The sequence below is a fragment of the Anabaena sp. PCC 7938 genome, from assembly GCF_049315035.1.
Lineage (GTDB): Bacteria > Cyanobacteriota > Cyanobacteriia > Cyanobacteriales > Nostocaceae > Anabaena > Anabaena cylindrica.
Window position 1 is genome coordinate 5,917,778 of record NZ_CP186034.1, and the last position, 16,441, is coordinate 5,934,218.

The 16,441-nt window shown below is 37.2% G+C and carries 15 protein-coding genes; 9 read left to right on the forward strand and 6 right to left on the reverse strand.

Annotated features, from left to right (window positions below; genetic code table 11):
- Positions 1–11: 11 nt before the first annotated feature.
- Together ACOWPH_RS26375 and sfsA are read right to left on the reverse strand one after the other, a co-directional pair.
- The gene (locus ACOWPH_RS26375; RefSeq protein ID WP_015213074.1) at positions 12–503 is read right to left on the reverse strand and encodes a gluconokinase; all 492 of its coding nucleotides are present in this window, start codon (positions 501–503) and stop codon (positions 12–14) included.
- Between the two features lie 457 nt (positions 504–960).
- Positions 961–1,686, reverse strand: a complete 726-nt coding sequence (gene sfsA, locus ACOWPH_RS26380) for a DNA/RNA nuclease SfsA (RefSeq protein WP_015213075.1) — start codon at positions 1,684–1,686, stop codon at positions 961–963.
- Positions 1,687–1,826: 140 nt separating this feature from the next.
- Here sfsA and ACOWPH_RS26385 point away from each other — a divergent pair, with 140 nt between their 5' ends.
- Together ACOWPH_RS26385 and ACOWPH_RS26390 are read left to right on the forward strand one after the other, a co-directional pair.
- A complete protein-coding gene (locus ACOWPH_RS26385) occupies positions 1,827–2,993 on the forward strand; it encodes a sensor domain-containing diguanylate cyclase (RefSeq protein ID WP_015213076.1) in 1,167 nt (388 codons plus the stop codon).
- Positions 2,994–3,139: 146 nt separating this feature from the next.
- Complete coding sequence (locus ACOWPH_RS26390; RefSeq protein ID WP_015213077.1) at positions 3,140–3,808, forward strand: 2OG-Fe dioxygenase family protein; 669 nt, start codon at positions 3,140–3,142, stop codon at positions 3,806–3,808.
- A gap of 156 nt (positions 3,809–3,964) precedes the next feature.
- On the opposite strand, the gene ACOWPH_RS26395 is transcribed toward ACOWPH_RS26390, so the two are convergent.
- The gene (locus ACOWPH_RS26395; protein WP_015213078.1) at positions 3,965–4,438 is read right to left on the reverse strand and encodes a TspO/MBR family protein; all 474 of its coding nucleotides are present in this window, start codon (positions 4,436–4,438) and stop codon (positions 3,965–3,967) included.
- A gap of 519 nt (positions 4,439–4,957) precedes the next feature.
- On the opposite strand from ACOWPH_RS26395, the gene ACOWPH_RS26400 reads away from it, so the two are divergent.
- Positions 4,958–5,584 (forward strand): DUF3611 family protein, encoded by a 627-nt coding sequence (locus ACOWPH_RS26400; RefSeq protein ID WP_015213079.1) that lies wholly within the window; start codon positions 4,958–4,960, stop codon positions 5,582–5,584.
- Positions 5,585–5,647: 63 nt separating this feature from the next.
- Here the strand turns inward: ACOWPH_RS26400 and era are convergent, their stop codons facing one another.
- Positions 5,648–6,622: a GTPase Era gene (gene era / locus ACOWPH_RS26405; protein WP_015213080.1), complete on the reverse strand. Its 975-nt coding sequence runs from the start codon at positions 6,620–6,622 to the stop codon at positions 5,648–5,650.
- A 774-nt stretch (positions 6,623–7,396) separates the two neighbouring features.
- Complete coding sequence (locus tag ACOWPH_RS26410) at positions 7,397–8,035, reverse strand: histidine phosphatase family protein (protein WP_015213081.1); 639 nt, start codon at positions 8,033–8,035, stop codon at positions 7,397–7,399.
- 172 nt (positions 8,036–8,207) lie between these two features.
- On the opposite strand from ACOWPH_RS26410, the gene ACOWPH_RS26415 reads away from it, so the two are divergent.
- Positions 8,208–9,599: a carotenoid oxygenase family protein gene (locus tag ACOWPH_RS26415; protein ID WP_015213082.1), complete on the forward strand. Its 1,392-nt coding sequence runs from the start codon at positions 8,208–8,210 to the stop codon at positions 9,597–9,599.
- 421 nt (positions 9,600–10,020) lie between these two features.
- Positions 10,021–11,073, forward strand: coding sequence for a J domain-containing protein (locus ACOWPH_RS26420; protein ID WP_015213083.1), 1,053 nt, complete (start codon positions 10,021–10,023; stop codon positions 11,071–11,073).
- Between the two features lie 43 nt (positions 11,074–11,116).
- On the opposite strand, the gene ACOWPH_RS26425 is transcribed toward ACOWPH_RS26420, so the two are convergent.
- Positions 11,117–11,935, reverse strand: a complete 819-nt coding sequence (locus tag ACOWPH_RS26425; protein WP_015213084.1) for an alpha/beta hydrolase — start codon at positions 11,933–11,935, stop codon at positions 11,117–11,119.
- Positions 11,936–12,464: 529 nt separating this feature from the next.
- Here ACOWPH_RS26425 and ACOWPH_RS26430 point away from each other — a divergent pair.
- The 4 genes from ACOWPH_RS26430 to ACOWPH_RS26445 all read left to right on the forward strand — a co-directional run bounded on the left by ACOWPH_RS26430 (position 12,465) and on the right by ACOWPH_RS26445 (position 16,339).
- The gene (locus tag ACOWPH_RS26430) at positions 12,465–13,115 is read left to right on the forward strand and encodes a class I SAM-dependent methyltransferase (RefSeq protein ID WP_015213085.1); all 651 of its coding nucleotides are present in this window, start codon (positions 12,465–12,467) and stop codon (positions 13,113–13,115) included.
- On the forward strand, positions 13,105–14,076 hold the full coding sequence (hpsE, locus tag ACOWPH_RS26435) for a hormogonium polysaccharide biosynthesis glycosyltransferase HpsE (protein ID WP_015213086.1): 972 nt from the start codon (positions 13,105–13,107) through the stop codon (positions 14,074–14,076). The genes ACOWPH_RS26430 and hpsE overlap by 11 nt, the downstream gene beginning before the upstream one ends.
- A gap of 5 nt (positions 14,077–14,081) precedes the next feature.
- Positions 14,082–15,086 (forward strand): glycosyltransferase, encoded by a 1,005-nt coding sequence (locus ACOWPH_RS26440; RefSeq protein ID WP_015213087.1) that lies wholly within the window; start codon positions 14,082–14,084, stop codon positions 15,084–15,086.
- Positions 15,087–15,169: 83 nt separating this feature from the next.
- On the forward strand, positions 15,170–16,339 hold the full coding sequence (locus tag ACOWPH_RS26445) for a glycosyltransferase family 4 protein (protein WP_015213088.1): 1,170 nt from the start codon (positions 15,170–15,172) through the stop codon (positions 16,337–16,339).
- Positions 16,340–16,441 lie beyond the last annotated feature (102 nt).

The following is a 16,441-nucleotide window of genomic DNA, read 5'->3' on the forward strand; positions in this document are numbered from 1 at the left end:
TAATCATCCCATTAACTCGCCTCAATCCCTAAAGCCTTTCTAATCTTATTTACACTCACTTCATTCGGCTGGGAAATATCAACATAAATAGCATTATCTGGCTCTTCAAGGTCATCAAACTGACTTTTGAGGAGTTTTTCATTCATAAAGTGATTCTGCCGCTGTCTCAGCCGTTCTTGAATGATATCGAAAGATCCTTTGCAATAGACTAACTGGATGCGACTATCACATAAGAGAATTTGGCGATAACTAGCTTTAAGAGCAGAACAAGCTAAAACTACATTTTTATTTTCTTGCAACCAAATTTTAATATTAGTCTGTAAATCTTGTAACCAAGGCATTCTATCGACATCATTGAGGGGAATACCAAGCAGCATGTTTTCAAGGTTTTCTGGTGAGTGGAAAGCGTCACCATCATAAAATTCCCAGTTTAGTGATTCTGCTAAAAGTTTACCAATAGTAGTTTTACCAGATCCAGAAACACCCATTAAAATAATAATCATCAAATTAAAGAAAGAACTGTTAACCTTTACCCAAACTACAGCAGAATTCAGGAGTCAGGAGTCAGGAAGAAGGAGTCAGGAGTCAGGAGTCAGGAGTCAGAAGTCAGAAGTCAGAAGTCAGGAAGAAGGAGTCAGAAGTCAGGAGTCAGGAGTCAGGAGTCAGGAAGAAGGAGTCAGGAGTCAGGAGTCAGGAGTCAGGAGTAAAACTGGCTTTATGTATAGGTTTCAATTTAGATTTTGTACCTCATAACTACGCAAACTGCTGTATATAACCAGGACTCACGCACTGAAACGGAAAACTGTCATTCTGAGCGCAGCGAAGAATCTCTCCAGAAGTTGAAACGCCTATTCTAGCGTTCTCAATTTGGCTGAGTGCGTAAGTCCTAATAGCAATTCTATTTGAGTTGAGAACTTATCAGTGAGGGAAGGGAACATACTTTTCCAACATCTTCTTACATTAAATTTTCAATTTTGCTAAACCTAAATAACGGATACCTTCTGGAGAAATATCAAAACGACAAGGTAAAACTTCTAAACCGAGGGTTATGGCTTGTCGTAACAATTGACTATAGATAGGATCTGTGCTATCACCGGGAGCAAATTCTGGACAATCACCCCGATTGATAAAATACAACATTACTGCACGATTTTGGGGTAACACCTCCATTAATTCACGTAAATGTTTTTGTCCTCTTGTGGTTTCTGTGTCGGGAAATAATGCTAAATTCCCTTGTGTCCAAGTAGTATTTTTAACTTCTAAATAAATCGGACGTTGTTGATCAATTCCGGTTAAGTAAAAATCCACACGGCTTTTTTTATCTTTTCCATAAACCACTTCGCCCTTAACTTGTGTATATTCACTTAATTCTGGAAATAGATATTTTTCTAAAGCTAGTTTTATTACTCTATTAGGTAAAGCTGTATTCACACCTACCCAAGTCGGTTCTGGCTCTTGTACTTGAATTAACTCTAAGGTGTAAGCTAATTTACGGTTAGGATTATCGCTTTTAGAAATTTGTACTGGACTACCAACAGTAGATACTCCAGTCATTGGCCCTGTATTGGGACAGTGGGCTGTCACTATTTCCCCAGAAGTAATTTGAACATCAGCAAAAAACCGCTTGTAGCGTTTGAGCAATACACCAGGGTAGAGTACTGGATAGTTATAAAGCCAATCAATCATAGAAATATGTAACTTATTTATTTAAGGTATTAGTAATAATACGATTAAACTCAAAATAAATATCATCATAATTTTATAGAATATTTTGATATGGTGACTCACATTAGGTAACTATAAAAAATACGCATTACAAAAATGTTATGAACAACGAATACAATTCCGCACCTGCTGCTACCGAACTAGCTACTACTGAGTACTATGTGCATTCAATAGAGTATTTACTGAAAGTAGTTCAAGAACTTTGTTCAGTACATACTTTAGAAGAGATTACAAAAATTGTACTAATAGCAGTAAGAAAACTGACGGGTTCTGATGGTGCTACTTTTGTGCTATCAGACAATGGATTTTCCTACTACGTAGATGAAGATGCTATAAGTCCGATGTGGAAAGGTCAGCGATTTCCAATGGATACAACCATTAGTGGCTGGGTAATGAGGAATTGTCAACTAGGGATTATTGAAGATGTATCTGTTGACCACAGGAGTTCCCATTATTTTTATGAAAACACATTTATTAAAAGTATGGCTATGGTTGCCATTTGTCCGAAAGGAGGTATTGATGCTGTTGGTGCTATTGGTACTTATTGGGGACAACACTATCAACCGACTCATGAAGAGGTTAAGTTGCTGCAATTACTTGCAGATAGTACAGCGATCGCAATGGATAATGTCGCCATGTATGTAGAACTCCAGAAAAAGTTGAGCGATCGCACTACAGCCCTGGAAATTGCTCAAATCACTTTACTACAAGAAACCCAAGAACGTAAAGCTATTGAAGCTGAAATTCGCCGCATCTCACACACTGATGAATTGACTGGACTGCATAATCGGCGCGGCTTTTACCTGATGGCCGAGCAGCATCTACGATTAGCCAAGCGATCGCAAATGTACACTAGTATCATGTTTATTGAACTGAGTACACTTACTTACATTCATGAAACTTTTGGTCATGAGTTCGCTGAAGACGCTATTGTTCTCACTGCAAATTTGCTCAAACAAAGTTTACGCAATTCTGATACATTAGGACGGATAGAAGAAGATCAATTTGTTGTCCTCGTACAGGGATACCAGCTTGTGTGCGAAGTGATAGAGCAGCGAATGGAAGCTAATATCCACCAATTTAATCAGACTCAACAGTTACCGTTTCCGCTATCTATAACTATTGGTGTCTATCCCTATGATTCCAGTCAGACTATTTCACTAGATGACCTGATTGCATTAGCTCATCTTAATATCCATCAAACAAAATTAGCACAATCTGAAAACCCTCAATACATAAACGATAATTGCTCAGATACAGCTAAGTAGGTGTATTTGATAGCAATGTTTCAGTAATTTAACAATTTTTGTAGTCAAATTTACGACGGTTAAATAATAGTTGCATATAATAGATATTACAGACCTTCCACATTAAAAAATTGGGAAGGATTTTAAAATGCAAGGAAAAAAGTCCTATGCAAAAAGTCTCATATGCTACGGAATTAGAATATACTTTTCTGTTTACCCTGAGAAAAGTAAATTCGATTAATACTGAAGATTTTCAGACATTTTTTCAGAACTTACCTGTTGATCCTTATATTAAGGGTAAATATCGCTCAAGAAGGTTATCACGGGTCATAATTTCTGAAAATAAGTTGATTAAACTTCCACATGGATACCTATTTCAGAGCCGAGATTATAATTCTTTATTGGGTGATATCAAAAGAGATTTTGCAGAATTAGAAGATGCACTTGTCGAACTAGATATTTTTAAGAACCTGGTTTTAGCTTTTAGCGATGCTTGTAAACTGCACCCAGAAGCCGAAATTGGTATTCATCAAATCAGAACCACCTGTTCACCAGGTCATTTAGGCAATCCTGCACCTGAAGGCATTCATCAAGATGGAAGTGATTTTATTGGCATATTTTCTGTCGCTAGAGAAAACATTCAAGGTGGAGAAACACATTTATATACTGCTAAAAAAGAGAAGCCAGTTTTTAACAAAATTTTGCAACCAGGAGAACTAGTTGTAGTCAATGATCATGATTTTTTCCACTTTACAACTCCTATTAAATCTCACAATCCAGAACCAGGAACTAGGGATGTGTTCGTACTTACTTCTCCCAGTTTAATATCTGAATAGTTAGTAGATTGTTCATGCTTCTATAACGACGGTAAACTTTCAATTACACCATTTTTATCTCTAGAATTATTGTCAGAAGCAAGAAGGAGGAAGAATAATATTTTTCTCTTCTGTTCGCTGTTTCTTGCTATATCAAACATTCTGTATCCTGAATCCTTACACATCTTGTTGATTGAGATGAATCATTTCCCAAGTTGTATATGTGCCAATAGGACTCCACAGTAAATAAGGAATTAGTAATAATGCAGCCCAAACCGAAACAGGTAATACTGCTATGGTGACTAAAAGACAGATAATAAAACCTGTACCACCAAGAATTGTACCCGCCTTTAAACTGCGAAATCGAAACATTACAGGTGTGTAAGCAATTGTAAATATTTCCAAAAGTAGGTATAAAATCATCATTAACCAAGTTGCACCAGTATCTGGGTTGTGTTCCCAGATAATATAAGCTGACCAAGCGCCACAAATAAATATTACTGTCCAAATCAATGGAATTGCGGCCTCAAAAGTAAGCCATCTGGGTCTTTTTAAGTGCCTGAACCACTGGCGATCGCTAGGTGTAATCTGGTTAGCCCCTAAAGCTACTAAAAAAGCCACACCCCCGATTACTATCCAAGATTTAATCATAGCTTCCGATCCTTGGCGTTGATGTTCAAGAGGATTGATACAGTAATATTATCAGTCAATGATGTGGTTAATTGTACATATTGGGGAAGATGAAGGAATATTTATCTTCTTCCTACCTTCTGCTTGAATATTTGGCGGTAATTTATAGCAATTCCCAAACTCATGAAATACACTCCACCCGCGCTGTCGCGCACCCTCCTCTTACCAAGGCTACGGTGTACACACAAGTCTTGAAATCATACCTAACGCTTGGTTTTGCCACTCTAAATCCCAATTTTATTAGAGAGATGGAGGTTTGAGTTTCGCAAAATATCAGGCATTTCAGGGGCTAAAAAACCTGAAACCTATGAGGCAACCACTTGTGTGTACACGGTAGCTTACCAAGGGGAGGGTTAGGGAGGGGTAATTTTGTATCTAACTAGAGTGGGAAAGGCTATATGTCTGGAGATGGGGGTAGAGAGTTAGCTAATGGAACTAAGCTTTACAAATAGAAGATATCCCGTGCAACCAGTAATAAATATGCACACTGATGAAACCGAAAAGCGATCGCACGAAGTAGAACCAGAAGTGCGATCGCACAACCAGGATCAAGCATCGCTGGAACTCAAACCGAAAGTACAAGATATTGCCAAAACTATCCGTCTCACCGGTTGGATAACTTTCTGGATACAATTGGCTTTGTCTATGGTTTGTGGCTTGGCTTTGTTATTTACTGTTACTGGTCGTGATTTTGCTCAACAACAAAATACTGGTCTAGGAGTTGGGATATTTTGGTGTGGTTGGGGAATTGTAGTGCTATTTTTCAGTATTTTTTGGAATTTTCGTTATACACGCTTCGGTAAACGCCTAGCAAATCCTAATCCCACCTTGCATCCTAGTAAGGCAGAAACAGTTAGAGCTATCCGACTGGGGGTCATGGTCGGTTTAATAGGGATGTTGTTAAGCATCTTTGGCGCGGGAGCTACCGTGAGTGTGCTGGTAGCCAAGTCTGTATCCCAGCCCCCAGGAGTGGCAATTACAGACCCTTACAGAATTATTCGCGCCATGGATGTGTTTGTAGCAGTGGCGAATGTCAATGCTATTGCGGCTCATTTTGTGGGAACTGTGGGTTCTATCTTCTTGCTAGAGCGAGTACATCAGCATTAATTCGTAATTCGTAATTCGTAATTATTCTCCCCCTGCTCCCTGCCTCCCCATATCCCTAATCTATTACTCTTCCACGCGATAACCTAATTCTGCCAACCTGATTCTTGACTGCCGCCATTTTGGTTGGACTTTGACAAATAATTCTAGATAAACTTTACCAGTAATTAGCTTTTGGATTTGTTGACGAGCTTCACTGCCGATCGCTTTCAGCATTGTGCCACCTTTACCAATTAGGATTCCTTTTTGGGAATCTCTTTCAACATTGATAGTAGCGAGTACACGGGTAATAGCTGGGGTTTCTTCGACTAGATCAATGGCGATCGCTACTGAATGAGGTACTTCCTCACGGGTCAACAGCAAAATCTGTTCCCTAATTAATTCTCCCATAATAAACCGTTCGGGTTGGTCTGTAACCAAATCAGGAGGATAGTAGAACGGGCCAGTTTCTAAATTACCAATTAATAATTCTTGCAGTTCTGGTAATCCTGCCCCAGTCTTGGCGGAAAATTTGACCATTTGCCATTGATGTTCAGCAGCTAACTGAGTGTAACTATCATCTAGCTTTTGGAAATCTGACGGTTGTTCGTCGATTTTATTTATCCCCAAAATCACAGGGGTTTGACTACGACTGAGTAATTCAGCAATATAGCGATCTCCTCCGCCACAAGCCACCGTTCCATCAACTACAAACAGCACCACATCTACAGATTCAATTGCCAGCTTGGCATTTTTTACCAATACTTCCCCTAATTGATGATGGGGTTTATGAATTCCTGGAGTATCTACAAAAATTAACTGTGCTGCTTCTGTAGTTAAAATACCGCGTAACCGATTCCGTGTAGTTTGAGATATTGGTGATGTAATCGCAATTTTTTGACCGACCAAATGATTCATTAAAGTAGATTTACCGACATTAGGACGACCAATAATGCCAATAAAACCCGATTTAAATTCAGGAGGAGCTTGGGGAATTGTCACTTCTCCTGCAAAAGAGAATGTATAATTATCAATACTACTCACATTAGACTCCAGCTTCATATTTTACTGTTTAGATAAATGGGTTTCTTGCTGTAATCGAAAATAAACATAAAATCACCTGGCAGTTCCAGATATTTTCTGATCTTAAATTTACACTACTACATAAATAATATACTTTTTCAAACATCAAAAACCAAAAAGCAAATAATTATTGTTTCACTACTTCCAGATTTTCAAAACTAACTCACCTTAAATATACCCCTTTTGGTTGAGATGAAAACTTTTACAAGATTATGAAATAATCTAAATTATGTCTTATGGATACAAATAAATTCTCAACCCCTACTTATCACATCAAACCACAAGCATTTTTGCAAAAGTTAATTTTTAAATCTTTCTGAGTAGATAAAAAGCTAGAGAAACAGATAATATTTCCCTAGACAGAAATTAATTTAAATAATTTATCTCGTTCCCAGTTTTTAATTGGGAATGATATCAAGAGAGGCTCTGCCTCTGCTTTCATGGAAGGCAGAGCCTTCTAAAATTCATTCCCATACAGAGTATGGGAACGAGAAATTTTGTTCAACTACTGAACTTTTAAGTTTTATCTCATTTATCTCGTTCCCAGTCTTTGACTGGGAATGCTATCAAGAGAGGCTCTGCCTCTACTTTCATGAAGGCAGAGCCTTCTAAAATTCATTCCCATACAGAGTATGGGAACGAGAAGATAAGAGGAATGACACCCAGTTTTTACAAGGCTTTGAGGTTAAGTTGACACCAATGGGTTTCCCAACCCCCGATTGTATTGCATTCAAGCAAGAATGACTATAACTGTTAACTTCCTGGTAAATTCCGCAATCTATCATCTAAATGAGTCCGGTCAGCCAAAGCCTGTAACATTGGCCCATGATCCGTAAACTGGACAATACTTAAAGACCCGACTGGACACCCCCAACGATAACGAAAGCGACCCACATCAATTCCTAATAAACTACAGAGAATGATTCTGATAGTTGCCTTATGAGCAACAACTAAAACATTACCATCGTTGTAAAGATGCTTAATTTCTTCAATTACTTGCATAGCGCGAGAAGCAATTGTTACCGCTAACTCGCCACCAGTGGGAGCATACCAAGCCGGGTCGGCCGACCAACGGATATAATCATCATGATATTCACGGCTGATGATTTCTGGGGTTTTACCTTCCCATTGACCATAGTTAATTTCCTTCAAACCATCTCGCAGTTCTGGTTGCACTCCTATAGCTGTACATAAAGGTTTTGCTGTCGCTATGGTTCGTCGCATGGGACTAGAAAAAACTGCCTTCCAGTGTGTAGAACTGTAAGCAGCTGCAAAAGCATTTGCCATTTCTATGCCGTCAGCAGTTAGTTCTGAGTCTATTGCACCGCAATAGGCATTCATGCGACTAGATTCTGTTTGTCCATGACGGAGTAGATAAAGAGTTAGGCTCACGGTATATTCTCACTGAGGTTAAATGTAGCAGTCTCAATATTCAGAGGATAACTGTATTAATGTCCAGTAAAAAGAGCGATGCCTTTGGGGTAGCATCCAGCACCCCGTAAGCATTGCCTACTTTGCTCAATGTATATTAAAGAAAGTACCGTTATAAAACTCAATATTAACAATGGTAGTAACCGCAGTAAATCCTTATCTTGATGGCAATTTTGCCCCAGTTCGCCAAGAAATTACCACAGACAGCCTAAAAGTTATCGGTGAATTACCCTCCGACCTCTCCGGGATGTTTGTCCGCAATGGCCCTAACCCCCAACATTCACCCATAGGACAGTATCACTGGTTTGACGGTGATGGAATGTTACATGGCGTGCAAATCAGCAATGGTAAAGCCATTTATTGCAATCGCTACGTCCGCACCAGAGGCTGGAATATTGAACATGAAGCGGGTAAAGCTGTCTGGAGTGGAATGTTAGAACCACCTCAAATGGATAACCCCCACGGGCCAGGGAAAAATACAGCTAATACTGCGTTAGTATGGCACGCCGGACAATTTTTAGCAGTGTGGGAAGGAGGTGCGCCGCATAATATCCAACTTCCTAAACTAGAAACCATTAGTGAATACACTTACAATAATCAACTCGTTTCTCCTTTTACTGCTCACCCTAAAGTAGACCCAGTGACAGGGGAAATGATGTTCTTTGGTTACTCATTTGCTCCACCATACTTACAATATGGAGTAGTTTCAGCCGAAGGAGAGTTATTGCGAACCGTCCCCATTGACATACCAATGGGAGTCATGATGCATGATTTTGCCATAACTGAAAATTACACTATCTTCATGGATTTACCTTTGACATTCAGCCCAGAACGAATGCAAAAGGGAGAACCGATGATGATGTTTGAGAGCGATCGCCCCAGTCGTTTTGGCATTGTCCCACGTCACGGAAATAACAGCAACATCCGCTGGTTTGAAACTCCCTCCTGCTTCATCTTTCACACCCTCAACGCCTACGAAGATGGTGAAGAAGTAGTACTTATCGCTTGTCGTATGAGTTCCACAAACGTCTTAATAAGTCAACCAACAGATCCCACAGCAGACATACCCCTACTACACAGTTGGCGCTTTAACCTCAGCACAGGCACGGTCAAAGAAGAAATGCTAGACGATGTACCAGCCGAATTTCCTCGCATTAACGAAAATGCTTTAGGAAGAAAAACCCAATATGGCTACGCTGGAAAAATGGCCAACAGTCCTGTACCTTTATTTGAAGGGGTAATTAAATACAATTTCAGTAATGGCAAATCTCAAACCCATGAATTTGGACAAGGACGCTATGGCGGTGAAGCAGTATTTGCGCCCCGTCTTCATGCCACTACAGAAGATGATGGCTGGCTTATAACCTTTGTTTATGATCAAAATTCAGAAACTTCCGAATTAATAGTAATAAATGCTCAAGATGTCACCAGCGAACCTGTTACAAGAGTCATTATTCCCCAACGAGTACCCTATGGTTTCCACGGTGCTTGGATATCAGAATCACAGTTGAGCAATTCTATCTAATTCGTAAGAATTCAGGAGTTAGGAGTCAGGAGTCAGGAGTCAGGAGTCAGGAGTCAGGAGTCAGGAGTCAGAATGCTTATGAAATGAAGAAGAGGGAGAAGAGAGATTTTATCAAAATCATCAAAGTTGACTAAAAAAGCTTTATTCTCCTGACATTTGTATTCTCTATCCTGAATACTTACTCTAATTCATCCTTTATCGTTCCCATACTCTGTATGGGAATGAATTCTAGAAGGCTCTGCCTTCCTTTGCTAAAATAGCATCCCAAGAGATAAAATAAACCATTAGTATAAATTAAATTCAATTAACACAATTGCCCATTCCAAAAACAGTAAAGTAAAAATATCAATTCACTAATAATCATAATTTATCCTGTCCACTCGCCGTAATCTTGTAAACTTTCAACTTACTGACATCTCTCATGGCTAGAAAAACCAAGTCTGCATCTCCTACCAACCAAGTACCCCTACTTGCATTGTCTGAACTACATATCCATTTAGAAGGATTAGAAAAAGAACATCAATCACTACTCAAACAGATTAAGAGAAAGCGAACAGAACTAAATAACTTTGTTGAACAAATGCGTTCTTTAGCCACCGAGGTATTTCATCAAGCCACCCCATGCTTCAAAAAAATGGCAGACCTCGACCAGGAAATTCATGCCCTTTTCAAGGAAATTTTTACTACTAGAAAATTTGGTAAACAAACCCAAAAAAATATAGAAGGACTTTATTTAAATCTTCAGATGTCCGGGATAATCAGCACCAAATCTGCCCAAGAAGAAGATAATGATACAGAACTAGATGAATTGTTTGAAAATTCAGAAAATGATGATGAACATAATCAAAATCGTCATCAATATTGGGAATCACGAAATGAATCAGAGTCTACTTCTGCAAGCAGAACAGAAGAATCAAGAAAAGTTCGGCAGACATTTTTGAAATTAGCAGAAATCTTTCATCCAGATAAAGTACAAGACAGTGAAACCCATAAGTCTCATACAGAAATTATGAAAGAAATCAATAAAGCCTACCAAGAAGGAGACTTAGCCAGACTTTTAGAAATTGAACGTCAGCATCAATTAGGAGAATCTATTGATAGCAATAGTGAAGATGACTTAACTCGCAGATGTAAAAATTTAGAACAACAGAATGAAATTCTTAAAACTCAATATGAGAAATTAAAACAAGAACTACGTTTAGCTAAAAATACACCGGAAGGATCAATGGTTTCTGATTCTCGCAAAGCTGCAAAACAAGGAATTAATTCTGTTGATTTAATGTTAGAAACTTTAGACTCTCAAATTAATATTATTGTGGATATTCGTGATTTTATTAAAGACTTTAGAGAGCAGAAAATTACCATTAAAGAATTTCTTGCAGGTCCCCCAAGTTTACGCTCATCAAGAGAGGATATGATGGAAAAATTGCTAGAAGAGATGATGCAAGAATTAGGGGGAGTAATTATTTTTTAAAATGGGAATTTCCTGGCTTTAGCTATGTAATTGAAAATAATGTCTAATTTTTCAAAATCAAATCAGTAAACTCGCGCAAACTCTTCCCATAATTCTCTCCTGCTACCGAAATCACATTATTATGATTTGCTGTTTCTACCCACAAATAAAGTTTAGGTGAATTGACAGCAGCAAATAATTTTTCACCATGAGTAAAAGGAATAATTTCATCTGATTTACCATGTATCACCAACACAGGAGATTTTACTTTTTTGATTTTATCCAAATTGGTAAACTTATCAAAAGGTAAAACTGGGAAAGGCACAACAAACCGAAAAGCAGAAGTAAAAGCACTTTCAAGAATTAAACCCGCTACAGGTTTTCGTACTGCTAAATCTACTGCTGAACCACCCCCAACTGAACGCCCAAAAACAATAATTTTCTCTGGTTTAATCTTTAAATCCTCAATTAAATAATTGTAAGCAGTTTCAATATCTTGATAAGCATGATTTTCTGTAGGTGTTCCTTCACTCGTACCATAACCGCGATAATCATAAGCAAAGATGTTGAAACCTAAATCGCGTAATTTTTTTAATGTTCCTTTGATATCTCCCAAATCTTCCGCATTCCCATGAGCGTAAAGAATTGTGTATTTAGCTTGATTATTTGGTAAATATACTGCTGAAATTTGCTGTTTTTCCCTCGTCTTCAGCTTGATAATGTCTTTTGTATCTTCATAGCTAGACGGTTGAGGCAGAAAAATCATATTATCTGCCCGAAAATATACATAGACGGCAAACAAAACGTAGATCAAAATTAAAGATTTGAGCATCCGTTTCCAGGTAAAATCACCAATTAGCAGTTTTTTGAGTCGCTGATCCATATCTAAGTGTAAAATATGCTCATGATTTTATCTCTGGTAGGGTGCGTCAGACCCGATAATTGAGCATCTAACAGATTTTCTCTATCTGGCGCATACCGTACTAATATGCGATTCCAAAAGCCGACAACTAGGCGATTTCCTTCATAATATAGCCTTTCCCACTCTAGTAAGATACAAAATTACCCCTCCCCAACCCTCCCCTTGCTAAGGGGAGGGTGCGCGACAGCGCGGGTGGGGTGTATTTCATGAGCTTGGAAATTGCTATATATGAAATTTGTCTAGTACGTAACTCCTATCTTATGGATGTATCTGGTGATGATTCCAAATATGATATGATGCGTAATAGAGTTATGGAAGGTTTAAGAAGTCACTTCGCCCCGAATTTTTCAACCGTATTAAGTACCCGTATCTGTACTCTTACTATAAAATTGTTGGAAGTGTCATTAGAAGTGTAAATCATAGCAAATAGTCCGCTGTACATAGCTCACTAGGAGTAGAAAAATTTTATTATTTGAGGCAAGTAGACACTATGGAATTAATCACCTCTTTAAATCTTAAAAATTCAGAATACTTTTCTAAAAATAGATTTATTAGTTACTACAACCAGTTACGTTTATTATTCTCACTCGGCAAGCAGGTAAAAAATGTCCTAGAGATTGGAATTTTTAACTCTCTGTTCACAGACATTCTGAAGAGGAATGACTATAACGTCACTACCGCTGATGTTGATCCTCGCCTCAACCCAGACATTATTTTGGATCTTACGCAAGACTTTACACTACCGCAAGATACATTTGATGTAATTATCCTGTTTCAGGTTCTAGAACATCTTCCCTATGAGCAATCAGAATTGGCATTGCAAAAACTCGCAGTGGCGACCAAAAAATTCTTGCTGATCTCTATTCCTTATAATACTGAATATCTAGCACTACAGGTAAAACCTTCTTTTTTAAACAGGCCAAGACATTTATTCATTAATGTGCCTAAGTTTTGGACTAAAATACCTTTATGTAACCAACACTATTGGGAAATTGGGCTAAAAGGATATCCCAAACAGCGGTTTTTAAATTCTGTTGCCAAAGCTGGTCTAACTGTAAAACGCGAATTTATCGACCCTAGCAATCCATATCATTATTTCTTAATTTTACAAAAAAACTCAGTTTTTAATAATGTCTCTTGATTTAACTGTTGCCATACCAACCTATAACGGGGAAAGCCGTTTACCCAAAGTTATAGATCATTTGCAAAGCCAACAGGGATTAGAAAACCTCAAATGGGAAGTTATCATCGTTGATAATAATAGTACAGATGGTACAGCAAAGCTGATTCAGGAATACCAAGCCAACTGGAATCATCCATATGTGTTAAAGTATTTATCGGAAATTCAACAAGGTGCTGCCTTTGCTAGAGCTAAAGCTATTCAAGAAGCACAAAGTGAAATTATTTGTTTCTTAGATGATGATAATTTACCTGCACCAAATTGGATTATAGAAGCTTACAAATTTACTGTAAATAATCCGCAAGCTGGAGCTATAGCCAGCAGAATTAGTGGTAATTTTGAAGTGAATCCACCAGAAAATATTCAGTCAATAATATTCTATTTAGCAATTACAGAAAGAGGTGAAAAACCACATATATTTCAACCTCGAAAACAGGGATTTCCCCCAAGTGCGGGGTTAGTCGTTCGTCGTCAAGCATGGCAAGATAACGTTCCCAAAAAACCTTTTTTTATTGGTAGAGTTGGCTCATCAATGTTAGGTAGTGAAGATGCTGAAGCATTATGTTATATCCAAAAAGCTGGTTGGGAAATTTGGTATAATCCAGCAATGCAAATAGAGCATCTGATTCCAGCATCACGGTTAGAACGAAATTATCTAATTTCTCTTTTGCAAGCAGTTGGTTTAGCTCGTCATCATTTACGAATGTTAATCTTACCAAGTTGGCAAAGACCTCTTGCGTTTTTTGCTTATTTTACTAATGATTTATTTAAATTTATATTATATTATATTCGTTACCATAACCTGATCAATAGTGATATTCTTACTGCTTGCGAAATGGAGCGATTAAGAAGCACTATGATTAGTCCTTTTTATTTAGAGACTTTAAAAGTTAGAAGATTCTTTCAAAAATTCAGTAATTAATTACTATGGAACTAATTTCTGTAATCATCCCTGTTTATAATGGGGGAAAAACTATCAAACCAACTATAGAATCTGTTTTAAAACAAGCACATTATAACTTTGAAATTATTGTTATTAATTCAGATTCCATTGATAGCACATTGGAGATAGTTTCCAGTATCCAAGATCAAAGAATAAAAATATATAACTATCCAAAAGCAAATGCAGCAGTTAATCGAAATCGTGGTTTAAAACACGCTTGTGGTGAGTTAATTACTTTTTTAGATGCAGATGATATTTGGACATCAGATAAACTTGAAGCACAATATAGGGTGCTACAAGAAAATTCCCAAGCAACTGTTGTGTACAGTTGGACTGATGCGATTGACGAACTAGGTAAATTACTACGTCCATGCAGTCATTCTACTTGGCAAGGTGATGTTTATGCAAAGCTATTATTAGATGATTTTATTGGTAGTGGTTCTAATGCAATGATTCGCTCTTTTGCTTTCGACAAAGTAGGTGGTTTTGATGAAACACTTACTAATGCTGAAGATACGGATATGTGGTTACGGTTAGCCGCACAATATCATTTTATTTTTGTTCCTCAAGTACAGATTTTTTATCGTATATCTAGCAACTCAAAATCTTCTAATATTTTAGGACTAGAAATATCTAACTTACGAATTATTGAAAAAGAGTTTGCAACTGCTCCTCTATCTTTACAATATCTAAAGCCTTACAGAATTGCTAATCTATATAAATACCTCAGCTACAAAGCCCTGACAGTTTCACCAGGAAAACAAAACAGCATTCAAGCAACTCGAATTTTATGGCTAACCCTTATAAATGACACTACTCTCTTACAGAAACCAATTATCTATAAAGCTTTATTAAAACTAATGATCATGACTCTACTACCTCCTCAACAAGCAATGTTATTACTGAATAAATTTCCTAAACTCTCTAATATTAGTACATTTTTTGGTTATATAAAAACTAATGTCCCAGCCACAGAGTCTTCAAGTTAAATGGAAATCACAACTAAGGGATTACAATCTGGCATTAAATTTTGTTGCATGAGATAGTTAATAAAAATAAGTAAATTATGAATATGAAAATAGCGTATGTGGCGGTAGATGATTTTTTAAATAAAAGCTCTTGGACAAAACATCTGCAAGGGCGTTGTGCGGCTGAATATTACATAGCTAAAAATCTTACAGATGAATCTACTTACATAGATTATATTAGCCCACTTAGTAAAAAATTTTCCCTATTAACCAGAGCAAAATGGAGCTTATATAATTATATATTCCACAAAAAATATTATCGTTGGGCAGAACCAATAGTTGTTAAAAATTATGCCCATCAAATTGAAAAAAAATTAAAATTGTTAGATACAAATATAGTTTTATGTCCAGAAAATATAGTCCCAATTGCTTATCTTAATTGTCATCAACCACTGGTTTTGTGGACTGATGCAACTCTGAGTTCTCTCATAAATTTCTATCGACATATGGAAAATTTATGTGATGAGAATATTAAAAATATCTATACTATGGAGGCAGAAGCTCTTAACCGATGTCAGTTAATTATATACACTTCAAAATGGGCTGCTGAAGATGCTATGCAGACTTATGATATTCCTGCATCTAAAATCAAAGTAGTTCCCTATGGAGCTAATTTAGAATGTGATAGAACCTGGGAAGATATCCGAGTAATTGTAGGATCTAGAGAAGAGAATAAATGCAAATTACTTTTCATGGGTATTGACTGGTTAAGGAAAGGCGGAAATACAGCTTTTCAAGTAGCGAAAGAGTTAAATGAAGCAGGATTAAAGACTGAATTAATTGTAGTGGGATGTCAACCAGAAATCAATGAACCTCTACCAGAATTTGTGAAAGTTATCGGGTTTGTCGATAAATATAAAACAGAAGGTACAGAAACAATTAATAGATTATTAGCTGAATCACATTTTTTAATTTTGCCTTCTAGAGCAGAAGCATTTGGTCATGTATTTTGTGAAGCAAGTTCTTTTGGTTTACCCTCTTTAGCAAGTAATATTGGTGGTATTCCAACTGTGGTTAGAGATAACTTCAATGGTAAAACATTTTCTCTTAACGCCGATATTTCCGAATACTCCGACTATATAATTAGATTGATGACAAATTATAGTGAGTACCAACAACTAGCGTATTCATCTTTTGAGCAATATCAATCTCGATTAAACTGGCAAGTATCTGTGCAGACTGCTAAACAGTTGATGAAAGAATTAGTAGATTAACCAATAATTGTATCTTGTGACGGGGATATTAATTGAGCGATCGCACTTCCCTAGATATTCCCTCGCTAATCATGCCGCTTCTATACTTTTGTTTAAGTTTAA